We start from the raw sequence: 26,291 nt of genomic DNA, 5'->3' as shown, positions 1-26,291 counted from the left end.
ATGGACCGCAACACAGCGGATTCCGGCTACTGGGTCGGCCTATTATGCACTGGCGCGGAACTCGCCATGTTTCATTCCCAGGAAGAACGCGATGACCGAGAAGATAATCATCGAGGGCAGAACCATCATAAAGACCGTCGAGGAGGTCATCACGGTCGTGAGCGCAATCGCCGCGACGGCGACAATTACGACAAGGGGGGCCACCGAGCGCACAAAGTCGAATTCCATATGTACAGTTGTGACCGGATAGACAAAACCGTTAACAAAGTAGATTTGCTGGAAGCCGGTATTGACACGGTGCGAGCGGAAGCCCACCCTTTCACAGTCATTGCCGGAGTCGATTATCTAACATGTTCGACGCCCACTCACGCCGATTCTGAAAGCCGTGCACCCGGTGCACGGAGTTCCTCGATTCCATCGCTGAGTTTGCCAGCACTAATCGCAGCCAAATCAGCAACTACTGTTCAGCCATAGGACGACGTCAAGACAGAGTAGGAGGTAAAAGAGAGGACTACTCATATTGGGAGATGATCTCCAAGATATCGACAAACGTCGCCAATACCGGATAATCAACCTCCAGACCCTCATAGAGATATGAACAGAGGTCAGTGTAGGCATCCACGTCTGCCGACCGATCGATTCGATGAGCGTGGATTTCCTCCTGCCGTTGCTGGATCCAACTCTTACATTCATCATTCAACGTATGAAGCGTCTCGTATCGGTCGGTTAGTTCAATATCTGAGTTCCCCTGTAATTTCGTAGAATCAAGTTCTGCTATCGCCTCTCGAATCTCTTGAACTGTAGATTGCACGTCTTTGAGGGTAGTGAATTCATCCTGGAGGCTCTCCAGAAAGACTCGGCGGTTGTCAATACACTGCTGTGCGGCCTCGAGGAGCCGTTGTTTGATGAGCGGTGAGAACGTAGTCGCTTCTGAGATCAGGAGCAACACATCGGCCCCGAATTCGGCACTGAGGCTCGCCTCGAACGAATCACCGTACACGTCGCCGTAGTGGTCGACCGCCATCACAGTATCATGATACCACGGCTCGATGGTATTACGGACCGACTTCTCTTCGGATGTAAGGTTCTGATCCACTCCAACAACGGACCGTTCGAACCGAGGAGTCTGTGTGTCGACGGTCTGGATACGCTGGCGAAACCGTTGGAAGGCTTGACATTCGCGCTCAACCTCACGTCGTTCTCGTAGAACACTATCGAGGGCAGCATCCGTGTATGTCGGCCACGGGCCTTGTGCGAGTGTCATCGACAGCGTATGTCTCCATACTGTCGGTCCGAAGCACAGTCAATGTCGGCCATATGGTGTACAAGCGATTCCGGAGCGCACAGCTCGCAGTATACGCGGCCGCCTACCCGGAGAACGAGCTGTACGAGACGCTGCCTTGATCAACGATGGTCTGGCTTTCGGGGACGTCTCCGTCCGGCGGCATACTCCCCTCCGCGGGACCGCCGGGTTCGCCAACGACGATCCGACCGACCATCCCCAGAGTCTTGTGCGGGATACAGAAGTAATCGTACGTCCCCGTGGTCTCGAACGTGTGCTCGAACGTTGCGCCCTGTTCACTCAGCGTTTCGCTATTGAACGTTTCTGCGCTTTCGGGAATCCGGGTAACTGATGCTGAGCTCGTTCCCTCTTTGTAGGCGGTTGCCGAGTGACTGCCGCTCTGGATTTCGAATGTCACAGTTTCCCCGGATTCGATGAACAGACCAATGGGATCGAAATAATACTCGCTCCCGTCAGTGACCATCATAACAGTATTCGAGTCTCCAGACCCACCAGCTGTCTCCTGCGTTTCAGTCGTGGTCGGCTCACCGCCACCGTCTCCGTTCCCCGAACTACTGCATCCAGCGAGACCAGTTACGCCACCTGTTGCGAGAATTCCGGCTGTCTTGAGAACCTGTCGACGCTCCATACCACATTATCAAAGACCCCAACATAAGGGGAAACGGCGGATTCCCACTGAATAGGACACCGACCAGACCTGAAGTACTGAAGCTCCAAGTTGAAGCTGCTCCGTTGGTGTAGCTCGGCCAACCATCTCGGCATCTCACGTCGAGGACCGAGGTTCAAATCCTCGACGGAGCATCCCCGATCTGATCCACTGCCCTACCCATAACCCTCACAGATGGCTACCGCACAACAAGGGACTGAGGAACACATTTTGACCCGCTATGCCTCCGTAGAGATCGGTACAATCACCAGTCCGTGTCTGATTGTTCTTGCCACCGCAACGGTTGTATACAACTGGCCACCGGCTGTACTCGGCTGGTTTGTATCCGGCCTACTCGGACTTCTCATCGCAGTAGTATCCGGCCGGACGTCAGCAATCAGGCCCAGTCTCATCAAATGGCCCCGGGCTGAGTCAAGAGGCGATTTAGCGGTGAATGCGATTGCATACAACGGCGTCTTGATTATTGGCACCGTACTTGGACAGATCGTGTGGACAGCATCGAATAGTCTCCTACTCGCTGCAGGGGTTGGAGCCGTTCTTCCGGTCTGGTTCTTCAAGCATATACAGTTCCTCGTATTTCTGGACGGCGAGTGAATTCACCGTGCCGATCGTACTTTCGGAGGGGGATATTTCCACAGCCAGCAGGATCTAACGACAGTCAAGCCCAGGATATCAGAGGTAAATCAGTCAGGTAGAAGTGCCTCTCTGTCCAAGACAGAATAATGTCACCGGAAGAGCGTCACCCACGTGGAGATCCCTCCCGTGGACAGACCACTCGAATCGGGTCTGTTCGGCCACTCTCTGTACTTCTTGCCGCAATTGTTACGCTCACTCAGGTTCCCGTCGCGTCCGCCCACGGTACAACCGGAAGCGGTGGACTCTCGCAAGGACACGGTGTACTTCTTGCTTTCGTTGGTGCCGTTATTCTCGGCGGCTTCATCCTTCTCAAACGGACCGATCGCATCACCTCAACAACCGCCCTTTACGGCGTATTTGTCGGGATCTCCATCACGGCACTCGGAGCAATTCTCTTCGAAGGGCTCTCCCCAGATCCGACATATACTGCGAGTTCGATGCCGTTCCCCCGGTCGTGGTATCAGCCGTTGGCCCTACTGAGTGGCTTGGGCATCATGGTCGCGAGCTTCATCGTTGGGTGGCTCCGCTGGCCATCCCGCCCACGATACACGTTCCTCGGCATCCTCATGGGATTGTGGATCTCGTACCCCTACCTCATTCCTGGACTGGCAAGTGATACACACCCACTTGGGTACGCAATCGTCCTCGGAACACCAATTCTAGTCGGCTACGTTGTCTGGAAGGACGCAGGGAGTGTCATTCGCGCAGTCATGCGTGATCCGGTTGCGCGTCGCTTCGGCATCGGCGTCGGTGTCGTGTTAGCACTCTTTTTCGTCTCTATAACAGGATACCTCTCGTTTTTCCCCGAGGAGGGCTTCCCCGAAGAGGTGACGGTCGTCGTTCTACCCGCAATCTATCAGCTAGTATCGTGGCCGACGCTCGAAATCGCGATTCCGCATCTCCCGTTCATACATATCCCGTTCTTCCTAGCCCTGTCACCCGGCCAGGTCATCGTCGTCGGGATGCTAAGCGCACTCATCGGGTTAAACGCCGCTCTCATCGCCCGTCACTGGCGCGTCGAGGAACGAGCCGGCATGACCGAAGGGACCGCCGGAAGCGCTGCAATCGTCGGGACGTGTACCTGTGGATGCTGTGGGCCACTCGTCGCGAAGATCGCGGTACTTGCTGCCGGGCCATCGATTGCCGCCCCTCTCTACTGGGTGTTCGTCGATTCGGCCTCGCCGCTCAGTGCAGTATTCATCGTTGGAAGCTTCGTCCTCTTCACGGGGAGCCTAATCTACTCGGTCCAAGCAGCCCGACAGCCCGATCAATCGGCTGCCATCATCCCGGCGGACTGAGGTAAGGTATCTACTGTGATCTCACGGTACCTAGGGGGACAAATGCCTCAATATATGAGGGGAAAACGTCGTCAGTACGTGTTTTTGGAACTGGCAGCGGTACTGATCGTTGTCGGCACCTTCGCAACCGGCTTCCTCCCGTCGACGCCGTTCTACCAAGTCCTCTCCGGAGGCATCATCGTTGCGGGCTTTGCGGTCGGGTACGCGGGGCTCGGTGCCTTTGAATTGCTCGAATGAAGCGATAGGAATCGTCTTCACCCGGTTACAGCAGGTATCTGCCGCTTCGCTGGGTTGGTGCCGCTACTCGTGAAGCAGGTCTCGAAACGAATTCGCTGCGAGGAGACCGCCGGTCGCCACGACCGCACCCATCGCGAACACCGGATTCAGCAACCCCGTCGCTGCGAGTGGCATCGTGACCCCATTATAGAGCAGCGCTAGCCCGTTGTTCTGTTTGACACGCCGACGAGCTGCATCTGCGAGATCGAACGTCGTCTCCACCGCCGCGAGGTCATCATCGACGATAGAAATATCCGCGGCATCGGACGCGAGTGCCGTTCCACCACCGAGCGAGATTCCCAGGTCTGCGGTCGCAAGAGCCGGTGCATCGTTCGTTCCATCACCAACCATTGTAACCTGTCCCCGGGACTGTAACCGCCGGATCGTCGCGGTCTTGCCTGCCGGCGGGACCCCCGCAAACACGTGATCGACGGCAGGATGACTGTCGAGAAAGTCAGTAGCAGCCTCGTCATCACCGGTCAGAACAACGATCTCGATATCACGGTCATTCAGCTGCGTGAGTGTGTCATCCCAACCTGCCCGTGGTTCGTCCCCCACGACGACGACGCCCTCTGCATGACCGTCACGACCGACGACGACCGGAAGGTGACCGGCCGTTCGTGCCTCTGCGGCACGCGTCTCGATCTGCTCGCTCACCGACCACCCAAGTTCCGCGAAGAGATCGAGATTCCCGACGAGAACGCGCGTGTCCTCGACGACTCCTTCGACGCCGGTCGCGTGGCTCGTGAATTCGGTGATGTCCGCTGCGTACTCGTGGTCACTGCCATCGGCAACCCCCCCATCGGCTCTTGAGCGATCGCCCTCCTGATTCCTTTGTGCAAACGTATTCACGATTGCGTCGGCCGCTGGGTGGGATGCTCGCTGTTCGAGGGCCGCGACGGTTTCAAGGAGATCCGACGGTGCATCCACCTCGAGGACATCCATCTGGCCGGTCGTGAGAGTCCCTGTTTTGTCGAAGACGACGACGTCGACGTTCCGAAGGCGCTCGAAGACTGTCTCGTCGAAGATGACGATGCCCCGCTCTACCGCTTGTTCGATACTGGTTGCCACCGAGAGCGGGGTTGCCAGGCCAAGTGCCCACGGACATCCCACTAAGAGAACTACCAGCGCCGTCAGGACGGCGACGGGAATACCAGTCCCCACCAGAAGCGACCCCAATCCAGCGAGTACCGCCCCACCGACGACGACCGGGATGATGACTGACGCGAGCTTATCGGCCTGCCGCTGGACACCGTGATCCCCACTCTGGAGATTCCAGACAGAGGTGACGAGGCGATCGATACTACTGGTTGTCCCATCGCTCACCGTGAGGACAGCAGCCCCATTTGTGACGACCGCCCCGCCGACGACCTCGTCCCCAGCTTGTTTCGATACCGGGAGCGACTCGCCCGTCACGATCGCTTCATCGACCGTGCACTCACTCTCAGCGAGAACACCATCGACTGGGATGCGTTCGCCCTCACGGACGAGAACCCGTTCCCCGGGTTCCAGACTGTGTACGTCGACCATCGTCGTCCCATCGGCGCCATACCGCCTGGCTTCGGTGACGTGGGAGATAGTGAGATTCGTCAGGCGATCCATCGCTCGCTGCTTGCTCAGTGATTCGTAGAAGATGGCGGCCACCACACTCGCGGCAACCACGATCGTGAGGTCGTAGAAAACGTCGAGTCGACCGAGGAGAAAGGCAATCGTGCTGTACACGTAGGCGCTCACCACGGTGATCGCGACGAGAAAGTCCGTATTCGGCTGTCGCATCTTCAGACTGACATACGCACCCTGTAACAGCGGCAGGCCGGTAAACACGAGGACGACACCCGTCAGAACGAGAAAGAGCGGGAGGATCAACAGGCCATCTCCACCGCCGATCCCGGACGTACTCGCGTACATATCGAGCGTCCCCTCACCAAAGAACGACGAGAGCTGCGCCGGATAGAGGAGGACCGCATATGGGAGGAGCATGAACGTCCCGAAAATGACGCCAGCAGCGTAACGGAATCCCAGCACCTCGTCAATCCCTCGTTCATTCGGCTCGTCCGACCGGCGCGACTGTCCGATTATAGTCGGTGTGTCATCGCTCCCTCCAGCACGGAGGGTTGCCGAATAGCCGAGTGTACTCAGGGTATCACAGAGAGTTTCCTTCGAGACGCGATCAGGGTCGTATGTGATACGAACCGTCTCGGTGACGTAGCTTGCTGCCACGTCTACAACACCCTCGCAGTCCTCGGCGACTGATTCAAGAAATGCTTCACACGTCGCACAGTGCATCCCGTCGACCTGAAAGAAAGCTCGTTCCTCAGACCCTAATCGAGGGGTATCCGCATCGCGTTCGCCCGCCCCAGCACCGGACTCGCGCATGGGGTCGTCTGTCGGGTCCATCCGACTGTGGACTCCATCGCCACCGAGTACTCGATGGACGTTTCGACATCCATCACAGCAGAAGACGGTGTCGTTCTCACCCACGACTCTATCGTCAGGGACAGCCCTACCACAAAGCGCGCACGTGGAAGATGAGGATTGAGATGAAGACACAATTGATTACCACCGGCTGACAGCTGACCGAGCACAGCCATGGAACCTCAACGGCGACCTCGGCCGAAGCGCCATTACCGGTGATACAGAGGCATGGGTATTAAGCGCTGTTTGGAGACGAGTGTACTGGTAGATATCCTCGATCCGAAGCTCTGCTTCTGAGTACCAGAGAGAACATATGCCATCCCTCAAAAATAGGGAGCAGACGGATGCACGATCTAACCGGGTTCCAGCGGGACGTCTTGTACGTTATCGCCGGGCTCGAGGAACCACACGGGCTCGCAGTAAAGGCCGAACTCGACGACTACTACGAACAAGAGATCAATCATGGGCGGCTCTATCCAAACCTCGACGACCTCGTCGGCAAAGGCCTCCTGGAGAAAGGTGAACTCGACAAACGGACGAACGTGTACACGGTCACACAACGCGGAGTGCGGGAGATCGAGGCGCGACGTGAGTGGGAAAGCCAGTATTTAGAGGACGTGAACGCACCCACTACGTCGTAGAACCAGGCGAGTAGAACTCAATATCAAAGCGGGACTGCTTTACCCACTTCCCACGAATACGCATTGAGATGGCTCGGCTCGTCTTCTATCATCACCCACAGGCCGAGAATTTCTCACTCAAATATAGCTCGGCATCGGTAGCAGAGATCCGGTCTCAGCAAGAGCAATCCGACGAGTCGACAAAGCTCATCGGGTACCCCTTCGAAGCTCCGGTCTATGTGCTCTATGAAGGCGATTCAGAGATCGAATCAGCGCAAGATATCGACTTTGATCAGGAATGGCTGAGCGATCGTATTCGTGACCTCCCCCGTGCTGGGCAGGTTGTCGCATTCCGATTAGTAGAGTTGCTCGAAGCCGCGGTCGATGTTCGAGATGAGGATGAGTTCCGGCTCTACAAGGAGTTCGAACCACAAAAGATCCAGCAGGCACTCGATCACGTCTCCTGGGAAGCACCGCTTCCGACCGTCGCTGGAGAGGTGATGTCGAATTTGATCCTCCGACATTCCCTCCCGAATGCGAATCATCGAACTGGCATCGCGATGCTGCAGTTCTGTATTGAGAGTGTGGACCCGGATTTTGAGATGCCACGAACGCACGTCGACGACGATTCCTGGCGAGAGTGGGTCGATCCCTATATCGTCGATTCCAAACGGCTCATTACTGTCCGCCGGAACAACCTCCGTTTCAAGCAACTCGAAGAGCTGGACGTCGACCTCGTCGAACGGAAAGATGGGATCCAAATCCGGTTAGCCGAGTTCGAGCTGGATATGCACTGGCGAGAAGCCCTCACAGAGTATGCTGGGCAGCACGAATCCCACTGTACGGACTTCGCGCAGGCAGTTCTCGAACGAGCAGGACGGGACGATCTACTTGACCGTCAAGGACCAACGAAACAAGAGTTCATCACGTATCTGGAGAACGGACTGGTCGAACGAGACTTCAGAGAAATGTTTTGATCAGTCGCGAAGCTCGGCGACCGACTGACCAACCTCACGGACGTGTTCACTTCGCTCGAGGTCGAGTTCCTCGGCGAGGTAGTCAACCGTCTCTTCGAGGCTCATATCGGAATGAAGTCCGTCTAACGGTATAAACCTAGTGCTGGCGCAACAATGTCGCCCATCAGAGGAAGCGTCTGTGTATACCAAACTTCGCACCCCTCGGGATAACTGTGGAATCGGTGACCGCATAGCGATACCCACCGAAATCACGCAGTGTCGCCATTTGCTGTCCATTAACCGAACTCAATTGAAAGAAGCTCCGAAGCGATCGGGAGCGTTTCAGTCTGCAGGTTGTGCGTCAGTCGCTGGTGTCCCGCTTGGAAGCTCGGGGATGGACAGGTCCACGCGGCGGAGCAGCTGAGCGTTGATCGCGACGATTACTGTACTCAACGACATCAGAAGTGCACCCACAGCGGGGGACAGCAGAATCCCAATCGGTGCCAACACGCCTGCTGCGAGCGGAATCGCGAAGACGTTGTAGCCGGCGGCCCAGACGATGTTCTCCTGCATCTTCCGGTAGCTCGCCTTACTGAGCTTCACCAGCCGAACGACGTCCATCGGGTTGTTCTGCACGAGAATAACGTCGGCCGACTGGACCGCGACGTCGGTGCCACTCCCGATCGCAATGCCGACGTCGGCTCGCGTCAGCGCCGGCGCGTCGTTGACGCCGTCGCCGACCATCCCCACGAGTTTGCCCTGGTCCTGGAGTTCCTGGACTTTCTCGTCCTTGTCTTGGGGTAGGACCTCCGCGAACACCGTGTCGATGCCCAGTTCGTCGGCGACAGCGTTGGCGACGTCCTGGGAGTCCCCAGTCAGCATCGCCACCTCGATGCCCAGATCGTGGAGGGCGTCGACGACGCGGAAACTCTCCTCGCGGATCACGTCGGCCATCGCGAAGGCGGCGATCAGCTCTCCGTCACGAACGAGATACACCACAGTCTGGGCGTTCTGACCGGCCTCGTCAGCGAAGTGCTGGAGATGGTCGGGAATTTCGCTATCGAGTTGGGCCAACAGGTTCGGGCCACCGACGTACACCTCGTTTCCGTCGACATTCGCCCGGACACCCTTGCCTTTAATCGCCTCGAAGGCTGTCGCGTCAGGAGTAGTTACATCTCGCTCGTCGGCGGCCTCACGGATCGCTCGGGCGATCATGTGTTCGGAGTCACTCTCGACGGCTGCCGCCAGCCCGAGCGCGTCGTCCTCGTCAACGCCGTCGACGGTCGCCATATCCACGACGCCGTGTTCACCCTCAGTAAGCGTCCCTGTCTTGTCGAAGATGATGGCATCCAAGTTCCGCGCGTCCTCCATCGCAATTCGGTCGCGGACGAGCATCCCGTTGCGCGCTGCAAGTGAGGTGTTGATCGCGACGACCAGCGGGATGGCGAGCCCGAGGGCGTGTGGGCAGGCGATGACGAGCACCGTCACGACTCGCTCGATGACCGTCGCGTCGAACGAGACTGCGACCGTCCACGCAATCGCGGTCACGACTGCCGCCCCGAGCGCGACGTAGAACAGCCAGCCGGCCGCCCGGTCGGCCAACACTTGCGTCTTGGACTTGCTCTGTTGAGCTTCCTCGACGAGGCGCATGATGCCCGCGAGTGTTGTCTCCTCGCCCGTCGCACCGACGCGAACACGGAGACTGCCGTCGCCGTTGATGGTGCCGCCGATGACCTCGTCGCCAGGCTCTTTCGAGACGGGCTTGGACTCGCCGGTGATCATCGACTCGTTGACGTCGGAGTCACCCTCCTCGACGGTGCCGTCAGCAGGGACACTCGCGCCCGGCCGGACGAGCACGAGATCGCCTTCCGAGAGCTCACTGACGGGAACTTCTTCGGTCTCCCCGTCGTCGGTGATACGCTCGGCGGTGTCTGGCATCAGTTTCGCCAGTTCGTCGAGCGCGCTGGAGGCCCGCCGGACCGACCGCATCTCGATCCAGTGGCCCAGCAGCATGATGTCGATCAGCGTGACGAGCTCCCAGAAGAACGCCGACTGCGTCGGGAAGACCACGCTCGCGAGGCTGTAGACGAACGCGACGGTGATCGCCATCGAGATGAGCGTCATCATCCCCGGCGACCGATCTTTCAGCTCCGGTACCGCCATCTGGAGGAACGGCATCCCACCGTACGCGAAGACGATGACCGCGAAGACGGGGTTGATCCACTCGCTGCCCGGGAACGCGGGGACGGAGAACCCGAGCCACTCCTGCAGCATTTCGCTGTATAGCAGGACTGGGATCGACAGGAGCGTCGAGACGAAGAAGCGCCGGCGGAACATCTGCTCGTGGCCCTTGTGCATCCCGCCATGCCCCTCACCGTGGCCCTCATGGGAACCGTGGTCGTGTCCTTCGCCCTCGTGTCCAGCGTGCTCGTGCTGCTCGTCGAGCACTGTCTCACTCTCCGCAGCAGGGTGTGCCTCTTCTTCCAGTAGGTCCTGTTCTACCCGCTGCTCGTCCGACTCGGCGTCCGATTCATCCTGCTCGCCGTGTTCGTGCTGGTGACTGCTGTCGTCCTGCTGGTGTTCCCCTCCAGGGAGATTCTCATTTGTATCTTTGTGGTCGTCCATAGCCCATATTCTCTGTAGAGGTGGATCCGCTGGCCCCCTGAATCTTCCCCACTGAACTGTACAGCAGGACCAGCGTAGCGAAGCTTCAAAGACAACGGTTGGCCGTTGTCTCGGAGTGGTCCGCGCGATTCTCAGGCGTAAGCGGTGTACCCGGCGTCTTCGACGGCCTCCACGAGAGCTGTGACATTTGCCTCACCATCGACGCTCGCCTGTTCGCTCTCCCTGTCGACGGTCACGTCAGTCACGCCGGATACCTCTTCGAGGGCCTCTTCGACCGTCTGCTCACAGTGACCGCACGACATTCCTTCCACGGTGATGGTCGTCGTCATACAGAGGTACATACGGCTCCCTCTCTTTAGCGGATTTCCCCTTCGATTATACTGGTCTCTTGGGGGTCAAACTTTAGATTCCAAGTGATACGTGCAGCCGAAACGAACCAAATTTCAGATTCAGCAACTGACGATGCGGGAAGACTCAGGTACCGTTGTGGCGCTCCAGATACGTCTTCGCCGCTAAAAAGACGTATAGTGCGCCGATAGCCCGAATACCCGAGCGGAATCGCTCGTTCCATTCGACCGACTCCGGACGCTCGTACAGGAACGCGGTGGCAAATCTTCGATACAGATCGGGAAACAGGAAGACGATAGCGCCGAACACACCGGTAAGATTCATCAGCCACGCGTATGCTCGCCCATTGAGGAGGGAAATCGCAGCTATCAGAACGCCCTCAGACCGGATAGCTGGGCGGACCCACCCTCTCACTGTTCCCTCGTCTGGATTCGAAATCGCGAGTTTCTCGAAGAGCTCGACGATTTCGTCCGGGAACAGCGCTGAGATAGCGCCGAGGACACCGACGAGTGTTCGAATCATACGATATGGTACGACCGATATGGATATAACTCCCACTGCGACGCTACACTATCGAGAACGAGGGGAGTCCGAACAGTAGCGGCTTCGAACCGGGCACGACGCGCAAAGGCCGCTTGTCGAATGGGCGTCCTGAATCCTTATGGATTCGGGGCATACAGGGCGTAGAGGATAGACAGCATCCCGGCTGCGGTGACGAGTGCTGCGACGAATCCTGCTTCGAAGATCGACACCTGGAGGAGTTCGAAGAGGACGCCTTCAAGGAGGCCGCCAAGCCCGACCAATGCGAAGCCGGCGGCGACGTACAGGAGTAACTGCGTGTGATGTCGTTGGTACCCGCGATAGGCCTGATATGCGATGACCAGTGCTAACGCGGTCGTGAACAGTTTGCCGATGACGAATAGCGTGTGTTCCATAAGTCAGTCTCCCCGCATCTCCTCGAAGATGGTCGTAATCCGGTCGGCGGGGTCCGCCCGGACATCGATCTGGACATCGAAGCCCTCTGCCTGGAGGAGGACTTCAATACGTTCGAGACGAGCCTCGTACTCGCTGTAGTGCCGTCCTCCGGGGTCGACGTGCGTATACTCTTCGAGGAGGCCCTGCTCGACGAGGCGGGTGACACGGCGCGAGACGGTCGGGCGTGACATGTCACATTCATCGCTGAGTTCCTTCGCAGACAGTCGGTCGGTCTTCGTCGCCACGAGGATGTCGCGAGCGTACTCGTCGTCGAGTGTAGCGAAGATTTCCGACGGGTCGGACTCCTCGGTCACACGTCTCTACTCGCGACAGGAGCGTAATATAGCCCGCCGATTTTCTGACTCAGAACGCCGGCTCGCCGTTATATCGTCTCTGCCTCCGTACTGATAGTTGAAGGTGCAATAACTATGTCCACACTCGACTCCGGCATGAATCAGCTCGAGAGCAAAATCGGCGGACTGACCGTTGGCGGGAAGGTCCACAGCCTCAGTGCGTGGTTCGTACTCGCGCTCCGCCTCATGATGGGCTACGCGTTCGCATATTCCGGGTTCACGAAGATCACCGGTGAGTTCGGGGCCGGCGGCTACCTGTCGAACGTCGCCGCGACCAACGGCAACCCCCTCGCGGGCCTGTTCGCGTGGATGGGGTCGACGCCATGGTTCGTCGAGTTCGCGAACGTCGCCGTCCCGTGGGGCGAGCTGTTCATCGGCCTCGGCCTCCTCGTCGGCGCGTTCGTTCGCCTTGCGGCGTTCTTCGGTGCGCTCATGATGCTCATGTTCTACTTCGGCAACTGGGACATGGGTCACGGGTTCATCAACGGAGACTTCGCGTACATGCTCGTGTTCCTCGCGGTCGCCGCGTTCGCCGCGGGCCGCATCCTGGGCCTCGATCAGTACATCGAACAGTACGACATCGGCGGCGAAGCGCTCGTCGAGCGCTACCCCCGACTTGAATACATCCTCGGCTAACCACGCCGAACTCTCTTCAGGAGTACAATTATGCAAAATCCAATTCAATCACGCGGTATTCGTTCCCTGGGACTCATCGTCGTCGGTGCACTGTCGCTGGCCGTCGTCGGCGGGATGGCCCTGACGCATGCGACTGTCCCGGATGCAGTGATGTGGGGGTGGCACGACGGAATATGGAATGACGGCCATATGACCGGGTGGGGTATTTGGGGCTGGGGAATGATGCTGGTCGGCCTGCTGTGGATGGCTCTCCTCGTCGCCTTGCCCATCTATTTCGTCTACTGGCTGGCAATCCGGTCACAATCGGACGGGAGCACTGAAGACAACGCGCTCGCGGTCCTCCAGGAGCGGTACGCCCGTGGGGAGATCGACGATGAGGAATTCGACCGCCGCCGCGCCCGTCTCACGCCCGACGACGGCCGTTACTGACCGCGCTGTCGTTACTGAGTGAGGAGTTGTCTAAGGACGTAGTGGAGGATGCCGCCGTGTTCAATATATGTCACGGCAGCCGGCGTTCCGACCTGTGCCGTGACTGGGAACTCGACAGTCGAACCGTCCTCACGCTCGGCGATAACGGTCAGCTCATCCATCACCTCGAGACCGTCATCGAGACCGCGGATCGTGAAGACCTCCGACCCATCCAGCCCGAGAGATTCCCACGAGTCGCCCTCATCGAACTGTAGGGGGAGAACACCCATACCGACGAGGTTGTCGCGGTAGATACGCTCGTAACTCTCGCCGATGGTTGCGCGGACACCGAGTAGATCCGTTCCTTTCGCTGCCCAGTCACGACTCGACCCTGTCCCGAGCTCCTCGCCCGCCATCACGATGAGTGGGGTGCCCTCCTCGCGGTAGCGTTGGCTGGCCTCGAAGACGGTGGTCTGCTCATCAGTCGGGTGATGAACCGTGTAGCCGCCCTCAACATCGTCGAGCATTTCGTTCTCGATACGGACGTTGGCGAACGTCCCCCGCATCATCACCTCGTGGTTGCCCCGACGCGCGCCATAGGTGTTGAACTCGTATGGCTCGACGCCATGGTCGAGCAGCCACTGGCCGGCAGGGAGATCAGACCCGAACGGGCCAGCAGGACTGATGTGGTCGGTAGTAACGGTATCGCCGAGCGTCAGCAGACAACGTCCGTCATCGATATCGGCGACACCGGGTTTCTCTACCGGGAAGTTCTGGAAGAACGGCGGTTCGCGGATGTACGTCGAGTCGTCGTCCCATTCGTAGACGTCACCGCTGGGCGCGTCGAGAGCAGCCCATCGCTCGTCGCCTTCGAACACGGAAGCGTACTTCTCCTCGAACATCTCGGGAGAGACGTTCTCGTGAATTGCTGCCTGCACGTCCTCTGCATCGGGCCAGATATCAGCCAGATACACCGGCTCACCCTCCTCGTTGGTACCCAGCGGCTCATTTTCAAGATCGATGTCCATCCGTCCTGCGAGCCCATAGGCAACCACGAGCGGCGGGCTCGCGAGATAGTTCGCACGGACCTTCGGGTGGATACGCGCCTCGAAGTTACGGTTCCCCGAGAGGACGCTCGTCGTCCAGAGGTCGTGGTCGTCGATTGCCTGCTCGATGGGATCGGGAAGCGGCCCAGCGTTACCGATACAGGTGGTACAGCCGTAGCCGACGACGGCGTACCCGAGCTCTTCGAGATACGGAAGCAGCCCCGATTCTTCGAGATACTGCGTGACGACACGGCTACCCGGTGCGAGACTCGTCTTGACGTACGGCGGGACGTCTAGGCCTTTCTCGACGGCGTTCTGGGCGAGCAGTCCAGCAGCGATCATCACCGACGGGTTCGACGTGTTCGTACAGCTCGTGATGGCGCTGACGAGGACGTCTCCGTGTCCGATTTCGACCGTCTCACCGTCGAGGTCGACCTCGACACGTTTGGTTAACGGGTGCAGTTCCGATTCGGGTTCGACCTGAACGCCACCGTCGGTCTCCGCATCAGCTGCACCACCCTCACCGAGCCACCGCTGCAAGGCGTCCTCGTCGACATCATCGAGGTCGTCTTCGAACTCCCCGTGGAGAAGTCCCCGGAAGCTCTGTTTCACGTCCCCCATCGGAATCCGGTCCTGTGGCCGCTTGTGTCCGGCCAGACTCGGTTCGACTGTCGAGAGGTCGAACTCGACGACCTCAGTATATTCTGGTTCCTGTTCCCCGAACAGCCCTTGGGCTTCGAGGTACTCGCGAACGAGGTCGACGTGGTCGGGATCACGCCCGGTGAGTTCGAGATACTCGAGCGTCTGCTCGTCGACCGGGAACATACTGATCGTCGAGCCCTGTTCGGGCGCCATATTGGCGATCGTGGCCCGGTCGGGGACTGTGAGATTCTCCACACCGGGACCGAAGAACTCCACGAACCGGTCGACGACGCCGACCTCGCGGAGTCGTTCGGTGATGTGGAGCACGAGATCCGTAGCCGTCGCGCCCTCGGGTAATTCGCCTTCGAGACGGACGCCGACGACCTCGGGGAGTTTCATCGTGACCGGTTGACCGAGCATCGCCGCTTCCGCTTCGATGCCGCCGACGCCCCAACCGACCACACCGATGCCACCGATCATCGGGGTGTGGCTGTCCGTGCCGACGAGCGTGTCCGGCAGGAGCCAGTTCTCGCCGTCTTGCTCGCGGGCGTGGACGACCCGACCCAGATGTTCGAGATTCACCTGGTGGACGATACCGGTCCCCGGCGGGACGACGTTGAAGTTCTCGAAGGCGTTCTGCGCCCACTTGATCGCGCGATACCGTTCGGCGTTTCGCTCGTACTCCAGTTCGACGTTCTTCTCGTAGGCGTCCTCGGAGTCGAAGTAGTCGACCTGGACGCTGTGGTCGATCACGAGATCAATAGGAATCTCCGGTTCGACCAGGGTGGGATCTCGGTCTTTGCGGTCGACCTCGGATCGAAGGGCCGCCAGGTCGACGACTGCGGGTACACCGGTGAGATCTTGCAGGACGACTCGTGATGGAGAGAACGGAACCTCTGCGTCCGGTACGTCTGGCTTCCAGCCAGCAGCATTCTTGACATCCGCTGCAGTAACAGTTTCGCCGTCGGCGTTCCGGAGCACCGACTCAAGCAGAATACGGATGCTCACAGGGAGCGTGTCGAGGTCACAGAGCCCCTGCTCTTCGAGTGCTCGAAGATCGGCCATCTTGTACGTCGTCCCGTCGACGTCGAGCTCGCGGACGGCATCGAACGGAAGTGTATCAGTCATAGTATCTACACCTGGGATTGGCAGTCGTATCAATCCCTCTCCGAATCCGATTCGACGAGAATCGGGATTTGTTACGCAGAGGCATCGTATCCAGCGTCTTCGACCACAGTCACAAGCTCATCCCGTTCAGCGGACCCCTCGACCGTCGCGGATTCTGAGTCACGATCCGCAGTAGCGGACGTAACCCCCTCAACTTCTTCGAGTGCCTCTTCGACGGTCTGCTCGCAATGTTCACAGGTCATTCCTTCGACGGTGATTGTCTGAGTCATATCCATTCGTAGATAGGGGCGAGTATTCTATGTGGTTTTCTGCTTAGAATCCAATGTTGTCGCAGCCCTAGATCACCGATTTCGAAGGTGTGTTGTGGGCAACAATAATGTATCCTGCGAGACGAAGCGGTCGTATGCGCGATTTGGATGAAACCGACTTAGAAATCCTCTCGTTACTCGCTGATGACGCCCGCCGCCCGTTCAGCGATATTGGCGAGGAGGTCGACTTGTCGGGGCCAGCCGTTTCTGACCGGGTAAAGCGATTACAGGAAGCTGGCATCATTAACAACTTCACGATTGACGTCAACCGGGCTCATCTCCGAGCTGGTGTACCGGTATTTATTCAGGCCGAAATCGGCTCAGCGTCGTTGGAGGCCGCCCGCGAGCGGGCTCGAGAGTCAGATGGCGTTGAACACGTCTTCACGACCTCCGAAGGAGATCTTTGGTTCTATGCCCGTGTTGAAGCCCAGAACGTACGTCAGTGGGTAGATGGACTCTTTAACGAGATCGATGTAGCAGATTACACCGTCACACTAATTGACGAGCTTGAATGGACGCCGTCCGTTGATGGCGTCGAATTTGCACTCACCTGTGCTGAATGTAACAATACCGTTGATAATCAAGGTGAAACGACGAGAATCGACGGAGAGATCTATCACTTCTGTTGTCCGTCCTGTCTCACACGGTTCGACGATCGGTATCAGCGACTCGAAGAGGGAGCGTAACGCCGTCTTTGGAATCCAAATTTTCCTGCAGTCGAAACCCCGCCTCTCGAAGCAGTAAATCGCCTAAACCTAGACCCCGTATAGTAGAACAAGCATGACAAGCCAAACAATCCATCTTGATATCACGGGAATGTCCTGCGCCAACTGTTCGGCGACGATCCAGGACACTCTCGAATCGCTCGACGGGGTATCGGAGGCGGATGCGAACTTCGCCACCGACGAGGGTTCCGTCACCTACGACCCTGAAGAGGTATCGCTCAAAGAAATCTACGACGCGATCGACGAGGCCGGGTACGGCGCAGTCTCTGAGACGGTAACGATTGCCATCTCCGATATGACCTGTGCCAACTGCGCCGAGACCAACCAAACCGCTCTTGAAAATATTCCGGGCGTCGTTAATGCGGAGGTCAATTACGCAACCGACGAAGCACAGGTCACCTACAATCCTGCGGAAGTATCTATTGGTGCGCTGTACGATGCTATCGAGGAGGCTGGCTACTCGCCCGTCCGCGAAGATGGTGCCGACGAAGAGTCGGGCCAGGACGCACGAGATGCCGCCCGTCAAGCCGAAACTCGGAAACAACTCAGGTTGACCCTCTTTGGGGCAGTGTTATCGGCACCGTTGCTCTTCTTCCTCATCGACAATTATCTGCTCGGTGGCGCGATCGTCCCTGAAGCCGTCTTCGGTGTGGAACTTGGCTGGGTTGAGTTCCTCCTCGCCACGCCGGTACAGGCGATCCTCGGCTGGCCGTTCTATAAGAACTCGTACAAGGCGATCGTGAAGAACGGCCGCGCCAATATGGACGTGCTGATTGCGATCGGTTCAACAACGGCCTATCTATACTCTGTGGCAGTCCTTGCTGAACTCATTGCAGGTGGACTTTATTTCGACACGGCAGCCCTCATCCTCGTGTTCATCACGTTGGGTAACTATCTCGAAGCTCGGTCGAAGGGCCAAGCGGGTGAGGCCCTCCGAAAGCTCCTCGAAATGGAAGCCGAAACGGCGACCATTGTCCGCGAGGACGGCAGTGAAGAAGAAGTTCCACTCGAAGAGGTCACAACTGGTGACCGGATGAAAATTCGTCCAGGTGAGAAGATTCCCACTGACGGTGTCGTTGTCGACGGTCAGTCTGCCGTCGACGAGTCAATGGTCACTGGCGAATCTGTGCCTGTCGAGAAAGAGGAGGGCGATGAGGTCGTCGGCTCGACGATTAACGAGAACGGCGTCCTTGTCGTGGAGGCGACGAAGGTTGGAGAAGACACGGCCCTCCAACAGATCGTCCAGACAGTCAAGGAGGCCCAGTCGCGCCAGCCCGACATCCAGAATCTCGCCGACCGCATCTCCGCGTACTTCGTGCCTGCGGTCATCGCGAACGCCCTTCTCTGGGGTGTCGTCTGGTTCCTGTTCCCCGAGGCTCTCGCTGGCTTCGTCGACTGGCTCCCGCTGTGGGGTCAGGTTGCTGGCGGCCCGGCCCCGGTCGGTGGGACCGTTTCAGTCTTCGAGTTCGCGATAATTGTCTTCGCGTCCTCGATCCTCATCGCCTGTCCCTGTGCGCTGGGGCTGGCGACGCCCGCAGCGACGATGGTCGGGACGACGATTGGTGCCCAGAACGGCGTCCTGTTCAAGGGCGGTGACATCCTCGAACGCGCAAAAGACGTCGACACGGTCGTCTTCGACAAGACGGGCACCCTCACGGAGGGTGAAATGGAACTCACCGACGTGGTCGTCTTTGATAGCGATGGAAATGTGGTGACTGACGGTGGCGAGCCGACCCCAGATGGTGGACAGCTCAGCACCCGTGAGCGCCTCTCAGAGGATGATGTGCTTCGACTGGCGGCGATAGCTGAAAGCGGCAGCGAACACCCGCTCGCCCGTGCAATCGTCGAAGGGGCCGAAGAACGCGGCCTGGACGTGACTGAGCCTGACGACTTCGAGAACGTTCCGGGCCACGGGATCAAAGCAGTCATTGGTGACAGCGAGGTGCTGGTCGGCAACCGCAAGCTGCTGCGGGACAACGGGATCGACCCCTCTCCCGCTGAGGAGACGATGGAACGCCTCGAGAACGAGGGGAAGACGGCGATGCTGGTCGCCTACGAGGGGGAGCTCGTGGGTGTGGTCGCCGACGCCGACACAGTGAAGGAAAGCTCCAAGCAGGCTGTCACAGCACTCCAAGAGCGGGGAGTTGACGTGATGATGATTACGGGCGACAACGAGCGAACTGCCCGTGCGGTCGCTAAACAGGTGGGTATCGACCCGAAGAACGTCCGCGCAGGAGTCCTTCCTGAGGACAAGTCCAACGCGGTCGACAGTATTCAAGACGAGGGCCGGCAGGCGATGATGGTCGGTGACGGCGTCAACGACGCTCCGGCACTCGCGGTCGCACACGTCGGGACAGCAATCGGCTCCGGCACCGACGTCGCCATCGAAGCTGCAGACGTCACGCTGATGCGAGACGACCCGCTCGACGTGGTAAAGGCGATCCGAATCTCAGACGCGACACTCCAGAAGATCAAACAGAACCTCGTGTGGGCGCTCGGTTACAACACGGCGATGATTCCGTTAGCGTCGCTCGGCCTCCTCCAGCCCGTGCTCGCTGCAGCAGCAATGGCGTTCTCGTCGGTGTCGGTGCTGACGAACAGTCTCCTGTTCCGGCGGTACACCCCCGATCACGACTACAAGCTCTTCGGATTTCTTCGCTAACCGTCACCTCTAGATCAATGTCGAATATTTCCCGGCACACGGTTCGAAGGTACCTCGTCGAGACAGCCAGTAGCGAACCGACATACCTCCGGGCTCGCGAGATTGCCAGCGACCTCGACGGATCTCCCAAGGCAGTCGCGCAGTATCTCAGCCAGCTCCAGGACGAACTCACAATCGTTTCACTCGAACAGTGGGGGCGCTCGAAAAGCACGACGTGGCGATTGGAGGTGAACGGGTCGTGAGTACTGTCACCCGCCGCGTCGAGACTGTCCTTCCGGAGACCGGCTCACGCGAGTGGTGGGCGCTGTACCTGCTGGCCCCGCTCGTCCTCCTCGGTGGGGGCATCCTCGTGTTTCCGACGTTGGTCTACGACCGGTTCATCTGGCAGTATCTCTGGGGACCAGTCGTCGCCGATGCGGCCGGTCAGCCAGTCACGCACGAGGGGGTTCGTGCTGTCCAGGGCTACAACGCGGTGAACACGGTAATCTACCTCGCGGCAGTCGTATACAGCCTCCCCGGACTACGTGCGTATCTCGACCAACTCGACGTCACGTTCGACGCACGACTGGCCTACGGGTTCGCTCCGATCATCATCGCAGGTGGGGCGATGCGCGCCCTCGAGGATCTCGGGCTGCTCGGGGACTACGCGGTGTGGTTCATCACGCCATCGATTTACATCGTCGTCACCGCTGTCACCATCCTCGCGCTCGGTGTCGGTGCACTCTTGCGTGACCAAAATATCGGATCTATCCCGCTAACAGTCGGGCTCGTCGGGTCGGTGTGGGCTGTCGGGGCCGTCTGGTGGGCTGTTTGGCACGGCCTCTCGACATCGACCCCACTCCGCCTATGGGTTCCTGTCGCGACGACGGGGATAGCGCTCGGCGTAACCGCACTCTACTACTGGGGCGCGAGTTTCGTCAATATCACACACCTTCGACACCCGCTAATTCTGCTGGCCGTTTTCGGCCAGTTGTGGGACGCTGCGCAGAATCTCATCGGTGTGACGTTCCTCGGCTACTCCCCAAAGCTGGTCGTGACGAATCTCGTGTACCAGGCGACTGGATTCTCCGGATCGACGTTCGTGCTGAAACTCGTCGTGACTGTCGGCATCGTGTGGTATCTCGCCGATGCGAAAGAGGAGATGAATCACACGTGGTGGTGGCTTATGACGTTCTTCATCGGAGCGATCGGACTCCCGATGGGCGTTCGTGGGTCACTTCGGATGCTGTTGGGAGCTTAACGATGGCCTCAAAGATTGGCAAAAACCGATGACACGAACGTCCAAAATTGCGGTAATAGGTGGAGGGATGGCCGGGCTTGCAGCAGCTGCTGGATTCGACGACGCTGGATTCGTCGTCGAACTATATGAGCGGCAGTCCTACGATAGCAAACGCGTTAATTGCGGAGAAGCGATGACAGCGGTATCGAAGATCCCACTCGAGCCGACTGTAGAGAACGGCTTTCTCAATCCGCTGCCAGCGATGGAAGTGGAGGTGTATGACGGAATCGACGCCGATCGCCACCGCACTGGAGCCGGCACCTTTCCTGCTGCGGATACATATATAACGGACCGAAATGTCGTTGAGCAGTCCTGGGCAGAACAACTCTCAGAGAAGGGTGTTGACATCCACGAAAACCAGTCTATCACACGGACAGATTTCCACGAGTTCACCGATGAGTATGATCTCGTCGTTGATGCAACCGGTCAGCCATCACTCTCTAGTAAAGCGCTCGGAACAACCAACGAGTATTCAGGATATATGGTAGCGCTTAACAGTGATGTCGAAGGGGACTTCACCGAGTTGTACCCGAACAGCCGGATAATTCTGGAGAACTATACAGGGTACTCGTGGGCATTCCCGAAGACATCGCAACGAGCCAACGTTGGTATCGGCTGGACGGTCAGTGACCGGCCTAGTGATTATATGAAGGCATTGAGGGAAGCCTGTAAGCGGAATGGGTGGCCAGTCCCGTCGCAGGAACGGACGAACGTCGCAATCATTCCCGAGGGACCAAGCCTTGATCCCGACAGAACCTATCTACCGGAGCATTCCGTCGTACGGGTGGGTGATGCTGCAGGTATCGCAAACCGACTCACCGGAAAGGGGATCTCACAGGCCGTTGAATCGGGATTCTTGGCCGCAGAGTTGGCTAACAGCGGCCAATTACACAATTTTCCTGACAGTTTATATCAGAGGATGAAAACGGAGTACATTTTCGCCACAGTTGTGAGATACTTTCTTGAAACTCGTAATCCCAAGGTTCTGGGAGCAGCAATTCGTGCCGCTGCCGGGATCGATATTGAAGACGTTGACCGGTCTCCGAGTACAGTTCTACTGCGTCTCCTCCGCCACCCTGTTTTGTTTGCCCGTATTTTCTCGAGACGACGAGTTTTAAACCGTGTCTATGGAGGAATGACTAACCAATGGGAGTTGATTAATTGACATCCGCTCGAGTTAAATTCTCAGAATCTGTTAGCTACTGGGAGGATCGGTAAGTACAGAGGATTAAATCAGCAAATGGAGTCCCTCAAGCGAATTTTCCGAGATCCAGAATTCGGTGGGCTCGGCTTCATCAGTGTTCCCGCTTACACGCCCCAGCACACAATCAGTCCGTAGAGGGTGACCGAATTCCTTCTTGAGAATCATCCAACTCACCTCGGATATCCGCGTTCCTGAAATGAGCCCCGACTCTTAGAAATCACGAACACCATCAATCTTTTTTACTACATCTGACAAAATCAGCCGTGAGGTGAAGTATGCCATGTCAACTCAATCCATCCGTACGAATTTTCTCGGAACCGAGACGTCGTTCTCGGTCTCGGGAGCCTGGTTGTCGTATTGGATCCTGCTGCTCCGGCTGACCGCCGGGTGGTGGATGCTCCACGCTGGCCTTGACAAAATCTGGGCGTGGCCCTTCGACGCCAGCTGGTTCGTCGGCGGAGCCGCTCAGGGCACGATTCTCGCCCCCTTCGTCACGCCGTTCAGCGACGGCATCCTGTTGGCGTTCGTCAACGTGGCGGTACCGCTTGGGCAAACCGCCATCGGTCTCGGGCTGATACTCGGTGTCCTCACGAGGACCGCCGCCTTCTTTGGTGCCTTCATGATGCTGTTCTTCTACTTCATCAACGGCTACGGTGGCGGCTGGGCCAACGGTATGGTCACGGGTGAACTCCTTGGGATCATGGTCTTCGGAACCATTGTGGCACTTGGAGCGGGCGGCGTCCTGGCAGTCGATAACCGCCTGCGTGAGATGGAACTGTTCGAGAACACGCGATTACGGAAACTCCTCGGGTGACTACCAATGAGTGACTTATCAACGGCAGACCAAATCGCCATGTACGTCGGCGGTGGCCTGGTTGTCTTGGGCGTCGTCGTGATCGGCCTGCTCGACATGCTACTGGGAGCCGGGCACCCAGTCGATAGCGAGGGAGCAATCGAACACGCTGCAGTGGTCCCCATCGACATTAGGGCGGGCATCATCCTGCTCGGCTTGGTGATTTGGGGACTCGTCGCCGTTTACAAGTTTGCCGCAGGGTCGGCACCGTCGGGATCGACTACGGGCCAAACCCCATCCGGCATGGACGACTAGTTCAACAACTCAGTCCGTGGAGCCATTTGCCAGTTAACTTTTCGCGTTGCTCGCACTAACGTCCATCTGATGCACCTAAACGTGAAGACAAACACGATTTTTAGGAGTAGCCCTGTCGTTTCTTGGTTTTCCTTCTGGTCAGTACGCGCGCTTTATTCAGCAGAACGAACTTAACACTCTTTGGTTTGGTAGCAGTAGTTGCTAGCGCGATTTCTTTATTCAGACGAGTCCCTGAAACTGAAACCACTGAAACGGTACGTACAGAGGAACAGTTTCTCGGTCACCGAAACCGACTTAGCGGCCATATAGTAGGTACGAGATGGATAGAAACGCAAGAGACGCACCGGCAATAAACCCGACTAAGCCAAGATTGCCAGACCCCAGTGACCCGAGGAAACTACCGGATACAGCACCGACAAGTGCGGAGCCAATAATGAGGAAGGCACCTGTCTGCCATTCTTCAATGAATCCTACAACGTTCTGTTCAGACATACTTAACTAGTCATTTCCCAGCCACATTATTCCACCGGAGGTTCGCAGATATACTGAACGGGCGTTTCAACGCTACCACTGAATAAAGAAACCGTATTGGCAACTACTGGTAGAAGAAACGGGGATTAATACGCAATTAGAATTTCCGAATTTAAGACTGAAATTAGTATATTACAAATAATATTTCAATATAGCCTTGACTTCCGATTCTGGTTTGTCTTTCGAAGAAAGGTGTACGGGTGTTTTTTCAATTCAGCTGTCCTTCGGTTAATCGTTAGAACGGGGTAATCTGCTTCCTCGATCACTTGAGCTGCGACGCTTCCCTGTAATAGCCGACGAATGCCAGTCAATCCTCGTGTCCCCATTGTAACAAGGTCGATGTCAGTCACCTCAGTGTATTTGAGAATCTCCTGCTGAGGTTGACCAAAGCTCAACGTAGTTCGGACAGGAACGTCCAAGGTCGCTGCCTTCTCCGTAATGTCCTCCAAGAGCCGAGTTCCCCGCTGTTCCCAAGAGTCAGTGACCTCTTCCCACGTGAATCCAGGCCGACTCGAATAGGACTGTTCGGAAATGATAAAAAGTCCATGTAGGGTTGCATCATACCGTTTAGCAATTTGTAGCCCATGTTTGAAGGCCACAGATGCCTCGTCGTATCCATCCGTAGGCACGAGAATATCTGTGAACTGACTAGTAGATAACTCTCCTACCGGATCAGAGGGATCCATATCAGGTATCGTCAAGACAGGAAGAGAGATATTTTGAATGATGTGGCTGGAGACGTCTCTCCGGAGAATTCGTGCTAATCTAGTCTGTGTAGGTTTCTGGTGGACAAGCAAATCGATATCATTCTCCTCAGCGTATTCCCGAATAACACCTGGAGAGTGCCCACTATCCACTGCTGGTATCACATTGAGTCCGAGCGAGTGGGCCTGATCCACCACGGGTTCAATTACCGCTGCTGCGTCCCATTCCTCTTGTTTAGTGACTTGATCGGATTCCACCTCCGTGCGTTCCTCATCTTGAATATATAACACGTGGAGAGCCGCATCATACGTTTCTGCAAGTGATAGGCCATATTGGACCACTGAGTCCCTTATATCAGCTCCGTAGAGTGGAATGAGGATCTGGTTGTACAGGTTGATGTCCGCACCTTCTCGAACTTCTAGATGGCTGGGGGAGTTCATACATATCTATACGTAACGACGATTTACCGTGCTTTCTGTTAAGAATCGAAACCGGGAGAACAGTCTCTGGGGTGGTGACTTGAGGCTTTTATCGCAAGTAACTCGCTATAGCACGTCTATTTCGAAAAGAGTGGAGACGTCGTTTGGAGTCGCATCAGTTCGACGAGAGCGTATTTCCCACAGTTTCGAGGAGTGAAGTGTCGGAGTCGGTGCGACGAGTCATGCTCTGGGTCATGTTGGGCGCAATTTAAGGCCGATATGCTCGTTGACGGAAAACCGTCACGGCAGCACCCTCGACCGATGAGGGTCGCCACATAGAGACGAATACGGGACTCTGACCTTTGGGGTTTCCTCCTCAGAACTGAAAGTCACCTTCCCCGTCGTGCTTGAATCCGTTCTCAATACACAGGAAAGGTCGACGTACAATTGAATACTTCCGAGCCAAGTGACGAGCATATGGAACGGGCCGTAACTCGTCGCGAACTACTACGGGTCGGTGCGACGACAGTCGCACTCGGAACCGCCGGTTGTTTGGGGTCATCGAGTGGGGATGAGTGGGATATCGAGGGAACGCTAGCGGTGACGAACGCCCAACAATACAGTTCACCAGGCTGTAGCTGTTGTGGAAAATATGCGTCGTACCTGCGGGAACAGCTCGACACGACGCTCGGGGAAACCGAAACCGAGGACGTGACGGATCTCAAGCGCCAACACGGTATTCCATCGGATCTACAGAGCTGTCACACACTCGTCCTCGACGAGTACGTCGTCGAAGGACATGTTCCTGCCGAGGTTATCGCGACGATGCTCGAGGAAGAGCCGGCGATTGACGGCATCGCGTTGCCCGGGATGCCGGCTGGATCGCCGGGGATGGGCGGGACGAAGTCCGACACATTCACCGTCTACAAACTCGGCGGCGGAAAGACAGGTGACGTGTACACCGAAATCTGAACAGAAAACACCTGGTCAAGATACTTTGGGACGACAGTCGACACCC

The 26,291-nt window shown here is 57.5% G+C and carries 27 protein-coding genes and 1 tRNA gene; 16 read left to right on the top strand and 12 right to left on the bottom strand.

Features of this window, described 5'->3' with window-relative positions:
* Nucleotides 1-42 precede the first annotated feature (42 nt).
* The 3 genes from ACQUQR_RS16055 to ACQUQR_RS16045 form a co-directional block, all read right to left on the bottom strand.
* Nucleotides 43-228: a DUF7333 family protein gene (locus ACQUQR_RS16055; RefSeq protein ID WP_011222429.1), complete on the bottom strand. Its 186-nt coding sequence runs from the start codon at nucleotides 226-228 to the stop codon at nucleotides 43-45.
* Nucleotides 229-511: 283 nt separating this feature from the next.
* Entirely contained in the window at nucleotides 512-1,264 is a 753-nt protein-coding gene (locus ACQUQR_RS16050) for a DUF7260 family protein (protein ID WP_011222428.1), read from the bottom strand.
* 103 nt (nucleotides 1,265-1,367) lie between these two features.
* Nucleotides 1,368-1,931: a plastocyanin/azurin family copper-binding protein gene (locus tag ACQUQR_RS16045; RefSeq protein WP_011222427.1), complete on the bottom strand. Its 564-nt coding sequence runs from the start codon at nucleotides 1,929-1,931 to the stop codon at nucleotides 1,368-1,370.
* 98 nt (nucleotides 1,932-2,029) lie between these two features.
* On the opposite strand from ACQUQR_RS16045, the gene ACQUQR_RS16040 reads away from it, so the two are divergent.
* From ACQUQR_RS16040 to ACQUQR_RS16025, 4 genes are all read left to right on the top strand, one after another.
* A tRNA-Glu gene (locus ACQUQR_RS16040) sits at nucleotides 2,030-2,104 on the top strand.
* A 40-nt stretch (nucleotides 2,105-2,144) separates the two neighbouring features.
* On the top strand, nucleotides 2,145-2,564 hold the full coding sequence (locus ACQUQR_RS16035) for a hypothetical protein (protein ID WP_011222426.1): 420 nt from the start codon (nucleotides 2,145-2,147) through the stop codon (nucleotides 2,562-2,564).
* 128 nt (nucleotides 2,565-2,692) lie between these two features.
* Nucleotides 2,693-3,904: a hypothetical protein gene (locus ACQUQR_RS16030; protein WP_011222425.1), complete on the top strand. Its 1,212-nt coding sequence runs from the start codon at nucleotides 2,693-2,695 to the stop codon at nucleotides 3,902-3,904.
* Nucleotides 3,905-3,958: 54 nt separating this feature from the next.
* On the top strand, nucleotides 3,959-4,141 hold the full coding sequence (locus ACQUQR_RS16025) for a hypothetical protein (RefSeq protein ID WP_225935282.1): 183 nt from the start codon (nucleotides 3,959-3,961) through the stop codon (nucleotides 4,139-4,141).
* Nucleotides 4,142-4,204: 63 nt separating this feature from the next.
* Here ACQUQR_RS16025 and ACQUQR_RS16020 read toward each other — a convergent pair whose 3' ends face one another.
* The gene (locus tag ACQUQR_RS16020) at nucleotides 4,205-6,577 is read right to left on the bottom strand and encodes a heavy metal translocating P-type ATPase (protein WP_004594578.1); all 2,373 of its coding nucleotides are present in this window, start codon (nucleotides 6,575-6,577) and stop codon (nucleotides 4,205-4,207) included.
* A 362-nt stretch (nucleotides 6,578-6,939) separates the two neighbouring features.
* On the opposite strand from ACQUQR_RS16020, the gene ACQUQR_RS16015 reads away from it, so the two are divergent.
* Together ACQUQR_RS16015 and ACQUQR_RS16010 are read left to right on the top strand one after the other, a co-directional pair.
* Nucleotides 6,940-7,236, top strand: coding sequence for a PadR family transcriptional regulator (locus ACQUQR_RS16015; protein ID WP_004594579.1), 297 nt, complete (start codon nucleotides 6,940-6,942; stop codon nucleotides 7,234-7,236).
* Nucleotides 7,237-7,304: 68 nt separating this feature from the next.
* Complete coding sequence (locus ACQUQR_RS16010; RefSeq protein ID WP_430506197.1) at nucleotides 7,305-8,192, top strand: hypothetical protein; 888 nt, start codon at nucleotides 7,305-7,307, stop codon at nucleotides 8,190-8,192.
* A gap of 321 nt (nucleotides 8,193-8,513) precedes the next feature.
* Here ACQUQR_RS16010 and ACQUQR_RS16005 read toward each other — a convergent pair whose 3' ends face one another.
* From ACQUQR_RS16005 to ACQUQR_RS15985, 5 genes are all read right to left on the bottom strand, one after another.
* Nucleotides 8,514-10,796 (bottom strand): copper-translocating P-type ATPase, encoded by a 2,283-nt coding sequence (locus ACQUQR_RS16005; protein ID WP_099254158.1) that lies wholly within the window; start codon nucleotides 10,794-10,796, stop codon nucleotides 8,514-8,516.
* Between the two features lie 131 nt (nucleotides 10,797-10,927).
* Nucleotides 10,928-11,125 (bottom strand): heavy-metal-associated domain-containing protein, encoded by a 198-nt coding sequence (locus ACQUQR_RS16000; RefSeq protein WP_049938511.1) that lies wholly within the window; start codon nucleotides 11,123-11,125, stop codon nucleotides 10,928-10,930.
* Nucleotides 11,126-11,270: 145 nt separating this feature from the next.
* The gene (locus tag ACQUQR_RS15995; RefSeq protein WP_430506194.1) at nucleotides 11,271-11,666 is read right to left on the bottom strand and encodes a hypothetical protein; all 396 of its coding nucleotides are present in this window, start codon (nucleotides 11,664-11,666) and stop codon (nucleotides 11,271-11,273) included.
* A gap of 137 nt (nucleotides 11,667-11,803) precedes the next feature.
* Nucleotides 11,804-12,079: a DUF7521 family protein gene (locus tag ACQUQR_RS15990; protein ID WP_004515576.1), complete on the bottom strand. Its 276-nt coding sequence runs from the start codon at nucleotides 12,077-12,079 to the stop codon at nucleotides 11,804-11,806.
* 3 nt (nucleotides 12,080-12,082) lie between these two features.
* Nucleotides 12,083-12,433 (bottom strand): ArsR/SmtB family transcription factor, encoded by a 351-nt coding sequence (locus ACQUQR_RS15985; RefSeq protein ID WP_095638028.1) that lies wholly within the window; start codon nucleotides 12,431-12,433, stop codon nucleotides 12,083-12,085.
* Between the two features lie 114 nt (nucleotides 12,434-12,547).
* Between ACQUQR_RS15985 and ACQUQR_RS15980 the strand changes: the two genes are divergently transcribed.
* Together ACQUQR_RS15980 and ACQUQR_RS15975 are read left to right on the top strand one after the other, a co-directional pair.
* Nucleotides 12,548-13,108: a DoxX family protein gene (locus tag ACQUQR_RS15980; protein ID WP_430506193.1), complete on the top strand. Its 561-nt coding sequence runs from the start codon at nucleotides 12,548-12,550 to the stop codon at nucleotides 13,106-13,108.
* Nucleotides 13,109-13,327: 219 nt separating this feature from the next.
* Nucleotides 13,328-13,537 carry an SHOCT domain-containing protein gene (locus ACQUQR_RS15975; protein WP_435197482.1) on the top strand — a complete coding sequence of 70 codons (210 nt, stop codon included), beginning with the start codon at nucleotides 13,328-13,330 and terminating at the stop codon, nucleotides 13,535-13,537.
* An 11-nt stretch (nucleotides 13,538-13,548) separates the two neighbouring features.
* On the opposite strand, the gene acnA is transcribed toward ACQUQR_RS15975, so the two are convergent.
* Nucleotides 13,549-16,332, bottom strand: coding sequence for an aconitate hydratase AcnA (acnA, locus tag ACQUQR_RS15970; RefSeq protein WP_430506191.1), 2,784 nt, complete (start codon nucleotides 16,330-16,332; stop codon nucleotides 13,549-13,551).
* 71 nt (nucleotides 16,333-16,403) lie between these two features.
* Nucleotides 16,404-16,601, bottom strand: a complete 198-nt coding sequence (locus tag ACQUQR_RS15965; protein WP_049938510.1) for a heavy-metal-associated domain-containing protein — start codon at nucleotides 16,599-16,601, stop codon at nucleotides 16,404-16,406.
* A 134-nt stretch (nucleotides 16,602-16,735) separates the two neighbouring features.
* On the opposite strand from ACQUQR_RS15965, the gene ACQUQR_RS15960 reads away from it, so the two are divergent.
* The 7 genes from ACQUQR_RS15960 (at nucleotide 16,736) to ACQUQR_RS15930 (ending at nucleotide 23,618) form a co-directional block, all read left to right on the top strand.
* A complete protein-coding gene (locus ACQUQR_RS15960; RefSeq protein ID WP_049938493.1) occupies nucleotides 16,736-17,326 on the top strand; it encodes an AsnC family transcriptional regulator in 591 nt (196 codons plus the stop codon).
* Nucleotides 17,327-17,420: 94 nt separating this feature from the next.
* Entirely contained in the window at nucleotides 17,421-20,027 is a 2,607-nt protein-coding gene (locus ACQUQR_RS15955) for a heavy metal translocating P-type ATPase (RefSeq protein WP_004594598.1), read from the top strand.
* Between the two features lie 17 nt (nucleotides 20,028-20,044).
* Complete coding sequence (locus ACQUQR_RS15950; RefSeq protein ID WP_004594599.1) at nucleotides 20,045-20,269, top strand: DUF7123 family protein; 225 nt, start codon at nucleotides 20,045-20,047, stop codon at nucleotides 20,267-20,269.
* Nucleotides 20,266-21,267, top strand: a complete 1,002-nt coding sequence (locus ACQUQR_RS15945; RefSeq protein ID WP_004594600.1) for a DUF63 family protein — start codon at nucleotides 20,266-20,268, stop codon at nucleotides 21,265-21,267. Before ACQUQR_RS15950 ends, ACQUQR_RS15945 begins: the two co-directional genes overlap by 4 nt.
* Before the next feature lie 28 nt (nucleotides 21,268-21,295).
* Entirely contained in the window at nucleotides 21,296-22,471 is a 1,176-nt protein-coding gene (locus ACQUQR_RS15940; protein ID WP_011222414.1) for an NAD(P)/FAD-dependent oxidoreductase, read from the top strand.
* 307 nt (nucleotides 22,472-22,778) lie between these two features.
* A complete protein-coding gene (locus tag ACQUQR_RS15935; RefSeq protein ID WP_229772977.1) occupies nucleotides 22,779-23,324 on the top strand; it encodes a DoxX family protein in 546 nt (181 codons plus the stop codon).
* 6 nt (nucleotides 23,325-23,330) lie between these two features.
* A complete protein-coding gene (locus ACQUQR_RS15930) occupies nucleotides 23,331-23,618 on the top strand; it encodes a hypothetical protein (protein ID WP_004594603.1) in 288 nt (95 codons plus the stop codon).
* A gap of 677 nt (nucleotides 23,619-24,295) precedes the next feature.
* Here the strand turns inward: ACQUQR_RS15930 and ACQUQR_RS15925 are convergent.
* Nucleotides 24,296-25,294, bottom strand: a complete 999-nt coding sequence (locus ACQUQR_RS15925; RefSeq protein WP_004594604.1) for a universal stress protein — start codon at nucleotides 25,292-25,294, stop codon at nucleotides 24,296-24,298.
* 456 nt (nucleotides 25,295-25,750) lie between these two features.
* On the opposite strand from ACQUQR_RS15925, the gene ACQUQR_RS15920 reads away from it, so the two are divergent.
* Nucleotides 25,751-26,245, top strand: coding sequence for a DUF411 domain-containing protein (locus ACQUQR_RS15920; RefSeq protein ID WP_004594605.1), 495 nt, complete (start codon nucleotides 25,751-25,753; stop codon nucleotides 26,243-26,245).
* Nucleotides 26,246-26,291: the final 46 nt, after the last annotated feature.

Source organism: Natronomonas sp. EA1 (genome assembly GCF_051195035.1).
GTDB lineage: Archaea > Halobacteriota > Halobacteria > Halobacteriales > Haloarculaceae > JBNTJV01.
The sequence above is the reverse complement of the archived record's forward strand: the minus strand, read 5'-3'. Positions and strand labels throughout refer to the sequence as shown.